Origin of the sequence: Frankia sp. AiPs1 (assembly GCF_023716945.1) — a bacterium.
Taxonomy (GTDB): Bacteria; Actinomycetota; Actinomycetes; order Frankiales; family Frankiaceae; genus Frankia.
Map to the genome: position 1 here is coordinate 1 of NZ_JAMQQF010000619.1, position 3,429 is coordinate 3,429.

Annotated in this window: 4 protein-coding genes; all 4 read right to left on the reverse strand. The window is 75.6% G+C overall.

Features of this window, described 5'->3' with window-relative positions; translation table 11 throughout:
* Nucleotides 1-1,078: AAA family ATPase (locus ND748_RS28365; protein ID WP_251749255.1), on the reverse strand; the 1,078-nt coding region annotated here is incomplete at its 3' end.
* A 138-nt stretch (nucleotides 1,079-1,216) separates the two neighbouring features.
* Nucleotides 1,217-2,104, reverse strand: coding sequence for an NAD kinase (locus ND748_RS28370; protein ID WP_251749256.1), 888 nt, complete (start codon nucleotides 2,102-2,104; stop codon nucleotides 1,217-1,219).
* A complete protein-coding gene (locus ND748_RS28375; RefSeq protein ID WP_251749257.1) occupies nucleotides 2,101-3,015 on the reverse strand; it encodes a TlyA family RNA methyltransferase in 915 nt (304 codons plus the stop codon). Before ND748_RS28375 ends, ND748_RS28370 begins: the two co-directional genes overlap by 4 nt.
* 17 nt (nucleotides 3,016-3,032) lie before the next feature.
* Nucleotides 3,033-3,248 (reverse strand): hypothetical protein, encoded by a 216-nt coding sequence (locus tag ND748_RS28380; protein ID WP_251749258.1) that lies wholly within the window; start codon nucleotides 3,246-3,248, stop codon nucleotides 3,033-3,035.
* Between the last annotated feature and the right edge of the window lie 181 nt (nucleotides 3,249-3,429).

Sequence of the window (3,429 nt, forward strand, 5' to 3'; positions counted from 1 at the left end):
CCGTGAGGGTCTCGGCGCTCTCGCCGGCGCCGTCGAGCTCCAGCAGCCGGCGACCGGCCTGGTCGGCCCAGGCGAGCACGCCGTCGATGTCGGTGCCGTGCGCGCGGGTCAGGCCGGTCAGGGCGGCCTTGCGGTCCTGGGCGTCGGCGAGGCGCTCCGGGTCGGCGTCGATGCTCTCGGCGTAGGAGGCGAGATCGGCGGCGACGTCGGTGAGCAGCATGCCCACCTCGGTCAGCCGGGCACCGAGCGCGGCGAGGTCGGCGTCGAGGTCGGCGTCGCCGGCGATGACGCGGCGGGCGGCGGAGAGCAGGTCGACGGCGCCGGGGTCGTCGGAGCCGGACGCGGGGTCGCTGGCCAGCGCGGCGTGGGCCGTGCGGGCGGCGCGCACGAGCGTCTCGGCGTGTTCGAGCTTCGTCAGGTCCGCGTCGAGGGCGACGTCCTCCCCCGGCGCCGGTTCGACCCGCTCCACCTCGGCGAGGCCGATCCGCAGCAGCTCGGCCTCCTGCGCCCGTTCCCGGGACCGCTCGGTGACCTCCGCCAGCGCCCGGCTGACGCGGGCGAGCTCCGCGTACACCACGCCGTAGCGGGCCAGCGGCCCGGCGACGGCATCGCCGGCGAAGCGGTCCAACGCCACCCGCTGGGTGGACGGGCGCAGCAGCCGCTGCGCCTCGGACTGGCCGTGGACGGCGATGAGATCCTCGGCGATCTCCGCCAGCAGACTTGCCGGCACCGAGCGGCCCGCCACCTGCGCCCGGGACCGGCCCTCCGACGTCAGCGTCCGCCCGACGACGAGGACGGCGCCGCCGGGATCGTCGTCGAGGTCGCCGCCGACGTCACGGACCCGCGCGGCGACCGCGGAATCCGCCGGGATGAGCAGCCGCCCCTCGACGAAGGCCCGCTCCACCCCGGGCCGGACCAGGCCGTAGTCGGCCCGGCCGCCGGTGAGCAGGCCCAGGCCCTGCACAATCATCGTCTTGCCGGCGCCGGTCTCGCCGCTGACCACGGTCAGACCGGCGGCGAGGTCGAGGGCAGCGTCGTCGATGACCCCGAGGCCGCGGATGCGAATCTCCTCGAGCACGCCCCGAACTCTAGCCGCCCCACCGGGGCCGCCGACATCCAACAACCGTCAACAACCGCCTACAACCGTCACCGGCCGGACCCGCCCGGAGTCCACCCCACCCGGTCCGAACCGGGTCCGACCGGGTCCGGTGGCCGCTCAGCGTTCGTTGCGGCCGCGCCAGCCCGCCACCGGCAGGTCGAACTTGGCGACGAGCCGGTCGGTGAACGGCAGCGGACGCACCACGGCCAGGCGCACCGGCCGCCGGCCGCGCACGACCTCGACCCGCGACTCGGGCGGCACCTCGGCGAGGCGCCGCCCGTCGCAGTAGAGGACGCCGGGCACCGGCTCCAGGATCTCCACGGCGACGGTGGCGCTCGGCGCGAGCACGAGCGGCCGGGCGAACAACGCGTGCGCGCTGATCGGGGCGACGAGCAGCGCCTGCACCCCCGGCCACATCACCGGGCCGCCGACGGAGAACGCGTACGCCGTCGACCCGGTGGGCGTCGAGCAGATCACCCCGTCGCAGCCCCACCGGGACAGCGGACGGCCGTCGATCTCCAGGACGCATTCCAGCATCCGCGCCCGTTCGGCCTTCTCCAGGGACATCTCGTTGAGCGCCCAGCCGGAGTAGGTGACCTCGCCACGGCGACGGACGGTCACGTCGACGGTCATCCGGTCCTCCACCGTGTAGTCCTTACGGACGACGTGGTCGATGGTGGACTCCAGCGCGTCCGGCTCGGCCTCGGCGAGAAAACCGACATGGCCGAGGTTGACGCCGAGCAGCGGCACGTCGGCGCCGCGGGCGAACTCCGCGCCGCGCAGCAGGCTGCCGTCGCCGCCGAGGACAAGCACCATCTCCACCCCGACGGCGGCGTCGGCGTCGTGCGGGACGACGTTCGCCCCGGTGAGGTCGAGCTGCTCGGCCTCGTCGCGCAGCACCCGCGGCGACACCCCGGCGGCGGCCAGCCCCTCGATCACCCGCTGCGCGCTCTCCCGCACGATCGAGCGGCGTGGATGGGTGACGACGAGGATCTCCCGGGTCACGCCGGACGCTCCGGTCGGCTCCCGGCGGGACCGGCCTCGACGGCGCGGGTCAGCGCGCCGTCGTCGAGGGGCAGCGCGCCCGCGGCCAGCCAGAGCAGGTACTCCACGTTGCCGGCCGGGCCGGGCAGCGGGCTCGCCGTCACCCCCCGAACGCCGAGGCCGAGGCCGCCCGCGACGGCCGCAACCTCGCGCACCACCTCCGCGTGCAGCGCCGGATCGCGGACCACGCCGCCGGCACCGAGCCGCTCCCGACCCACCTCGAACTGCGGTTTGACCAGGAGAACGAAGTCGGCGTCCGGCGCCGCGCATCCCCGCAGCGCCGGCAGCACCAACCGCAGCGGGATGAACGACAGGTCGCCGACGACCAGCTCGACCGGCTCACCGACCTCGGCCGGGGTCAGCGCGCGGGCGTTGACCCGGTCGAGCACCCGCACCCGCGGATCGGAGCGCAGCCGCCACAGCAGTTGCCCGTAGCCGACGTCGACCGCCACGACCGACGCCGCACCGTGCCGCAGCAGCACGTCGGTGAAGCCCCCGGTGGACGCGCCGACGTCGAGGCAACGCCGCCCCGCCACCACCAGCGGCCCGCCCGCAGCCGCCTGAGCCGGCGCGGCGTCGGCGTCGACGTCGGGACTGGCGCCGGGACTGGCGTCGGGATCGGCGTCGAAGGCAGGAACGCCGAAGGCGGCGAACGCGCCGAGCAGCTTGTGCGCGCCGCGCGAGGCCCAGCCGGGGTCGTCGCCGGCGGACATGGCGATCGACGTGGTGCCGTCGACGACGGTGGCGGCCTTCGTGGCCGGGATGCCGCCGACCAGGACCCGGCCAGCGCTGATCGCGGCCACGGCCTGCTCCCGCGAACGAGCGAGGCCGCGCCGAACGAGCTCACTGTCCAGCCGTACGCGACGGGACACCACGCCCCCTGCCCGACTCACCGAACCGGCCGGACCGGACCCGGCCGTGGCTGCGCCCGATCGGCCTCGGCCGCCGCGCCGCCGCCCGACCCGTCCAGGTCGGCCAGGGCGTCGGCCAGTCGGCGGTTCATCTCCTCGAAGACCTCCACGTGTGCCGACGTCGCCACGACGTCGAGGGTTTCCAGCCGCACGAGTGCGTCCCGGATCTCGGCGGGCAGGTTCTCGGTGCTCACTCTGTCAGCCTCCCGCATTTTCCGTCGATGATGCGACGCTCCCGCGCGACGTGGGTCATGCGACGTATCTCATGCACCGCCGTCGGGCCGCCCGCGCCACCTCGGCCCGGATGCCCCGCCGCCCGCGCCGGCCAGCACCGACGGGAGTTCCCGGCGACGTGCTCCCCGCCCGGGCGAGGCC